The 2778-nt window shown below is 71.4% G+C and carries 3 protein-coding genes; all 3 read right to left on the reverse strand.

Annotation, left to right across the window (positions count from 1 at the left end; genetic code table 11):
• Window positions 1–944 (reverse strand): peptidoglycan-binding protein (locus ACYPYD_RS19620; protein WP_069708455.1); only part of this gene is annotated, 944 nt, incomplete at its 3' end.
• Complete coding sequence (locus ACYPYD_RS19625; RefSeq protein WP_008832799.1) at window positions 941–1360, reverse strand: hypothetical protein; 420 nt, start codon at window positions 1358–1360, stop codon at window positions 941–943. The genes ACYPYD_RS19620 and ACYPYD_RS19625, both read right to left, overlap by 4 nt.
• Window positions 1344–2678 carry a flagellar protein export ATPase FliI gene (gene fliI, locus ACYPYD_RS19630; RefSeq protein ID WP_008832800.1) on the reverse strand — a complete coding sequence of 445 codons (1335 nt, stop codon included), beginning with the start codon at window positions 2676–2678 and terminating at the stop codon, window positions 1344–1346. The genes ACYPYD_RS19625 and fliI overlap by 17 nt, the downstream gene beginning before the upstream one ends.
• Window positions 2679–2778 lie beyond the last annotated feature (100 nt).

The following is a 2778-nucleotide window of genomic DNA, read 5'->3' on the forward strand; positions in this document are numbered from 1 at the left end:
CAGGCAAATCTTTCCGGCCGGACATGTTTGCCGACATAGTCCATCAGCCACGAACGGTGCGCCGCGACCGCACTTCCGGCCTGTGCGATCCGCCGTTCCGCCGCCGCCGAACCGACTTGCGCGCCCAGCAACTTGCGCGCGCGGTCGGGTGAGAGGCCGCCCGCAAGAAACCGCTTCGCATCGCCGACGCCGAGGTGATGGCCAAGGTACGCCGCCTGCGCGACCTCGGTGGTGCCCGCACCGATCGTCGCGCCCGAGCGGCGCAGCGCCGCGACATTGGCGCTGGCATAGTCGGCGACCGCCTCGATCGAGGCGCGCGGATCGTAGCGCAGCGCCAGCAGCGCGCCCCGGCTCTCGGCCTTGACCTGCCCGCGTGCGTCGAGCCAGCCGTTGGCCTCGGCCGTGCTGTTGAGCCAGGTGCCGGAGCGCTCCGCCTCGCCTTCCCACGTCCCGTTGAGGAACTGGCCGAGCCCCGCCGCGCTCGAACGCGGGTTACGCGAATAGGGCTGCCAAGTCCCGCCCGCGCCCTTGGCCGCCTCGGCATCGACGATCGCCGCCAGCGCGGAGGCCGGCAGCCCGGTCCGCTCCGCCGCCGCATCGAGCATCCCGGCATAGCGCGCATTCGGGCCACCGCCCATGGCGGACACCGCATCGCCGCTCGTCTCGGCCGGAGCCTCGGCCTGCGGCACAGCGGCCGTGTCCAGCGCCGCCTTCGAGTCCGGATCGAGGATCGCCAGCAACCGGTCGAGCCCGATCGGATCGCTCTGGCTGATGGCGGTAATGGAGGACTTGCCCTCGCCTTCCGTCTCTTCCGTCGAGCCCAGCGCCGCGCGCCACAGACGGCCGGACATCTCCGAACGCGCCGTGTCATAGATCAACCGCGCCTTCTGCGACGCCGACAGATTCGCTGCCGTCAGGTTCGAAGAGGCGGTCTTGTCGATCATCGCGCGCGCAGGGTCCGCAGGAAGGCGGCGGCGCTGATGTCGTCGGTGGCGGACTGCTCGGCCGCAGCCTCGCTGCGCAGGGCTTCGGCGCGGTAATCGTCGGCGGCATTCTCGATCCCGCGCAGGACGCCGTAGGCGTCCACGGCGACTTCGCGCAGGGCATCGAGGCGCGCCTGCAGCTGCGTCTCGCGGGCCGAAAGCGCCTGCCGCTCGCCGCGCATGCGCCGCTGCCAGCCCGGCGAGACGAGGGTGAGATCGGTGGCGGCAAGGTCCGCCTCGCGCACCAGCGCAGCGGCGACGCGCATCCGCTCCTGCTCGACCGCGCCCAAGGCGCCCGCCTCGGTGCGGATGGCGCTGCTCACTTCGTCCAGTTCGCGCTGCCGCACGCGCAATGCGGCGTCATAGGGCGTTTTCATGAATTTCCTCCAGAATACCCGAGAGCGCCGCGAAGTCCTCGGCGGCGAAGCTGCGGATGCGCTTGTCCTGGTTGAGCAGCGCCTCGATGCGCGGGGCGAGAGCGACGGCGCGGTCCACTTCGGCATTGGCCCCGGCGCGATAGGCGCCGAGGCGCACCATCTCCTCCATGTCCTTCCACGTCGCCAGTTCGGCGCGCGCGGCAAGGCGGGTGGCGTTGTCCTGCGGTTCCAGACACTGCGGCAAAGTGCGCGAGACCGAACGCAGCACATCGATGGCGGGATAGCGCCCGCGCTCGGCAATCTTGCGGGTGATGACGACGTGGCCGTCGAGGATGCCGCGCACCGCGTCGGCGACCGGCTCGTTGTGGTCGTCGCCGTCGACCAGTACGGTGAACAGCCCCGTGATCGCCCCCTGCCCCGGAGTTCCCGGCCCGGCGCGCTCCAGCAGGCGCGGAAGTTCGGCGAAGACGGTGGGGGTATAGCCCTTGGTCGCGGGCGGCTCGCCTGCCGCAAGGCCGATCTCGCGCTGGGCCATGGCGAAGCGGGTGACCGAGTCCATCAGGCACAGCACGTCGAGCCCTTCGTCGCGGAAATGCTCGGCGACGGCGAGCGTGGTCCAGGCGGCCTGCCGGCGCAGCAGCGCGGGCTCGTCCGAGGTGGCGACGACGACGACGCTGCGCGCCAGCCCCTCCTCGCCAAGGTCATCCTGGATGAATTCCTGCACTTCGCGGCCGCGCTCGCCGATGAGGCCGATGACGGCGACGTCGCACTCGGTCCAGCGCGCCAGCATGGACAGGAGCGTGGACTTGCCCACGCCCGAGCCCGCGAAAAGGCCGAGGCGCTGGCCCCGGCACAACGGCGCGAAAAGGTCCAGCGCGCGCACCCCGGTCTCGATCCGCGCACCGACGCGGGCGCGCGCGGATGCGGGCGGCGGCGCGGACTTTATGCGGCGCTGCTCGCGTCCTTGCGGCAGCGGTCCCTTGCCGTCCACCGGGCGGCCGAGCCCGTCCACCACCCGGCCCAGCCAGCCCGAGGAGACACGCAGGCCCAGTTGCCCGGCGGACAAGTCCGCACGCGATCCGGAAGCGATGCCCTCTGGCTCGTTGAAGGGCATGCAGTGGGCGATGCCGTGGTCGAGGCCCACCACTTCCGCCTCGATCGCCCCCACGGGAGAGCGCAAGGTTATCCGCGAGCCGATCCGCGCGGCCCCGGCCAGCCCGTCCACCTCGATCAGCGCACCGCGCACCGCGACGACCCGGCCATACCGCTGGTCGGGCGCAAGCATGCGCAGGCCGGAAGCGGCGGCGGCTAGGGGCATGGCCTCAAGACCGTGCCCCGACCATCAACCTTCCCTCCGTTCGTCATTGCGAGCGCAGCGAAGCAATCCAGGGCGGTGTTAAGCTGCCCTGGATTGCTTC

It is taken from the genome of Novosphingobium sp. 11B (assembly GCF_054589055.1).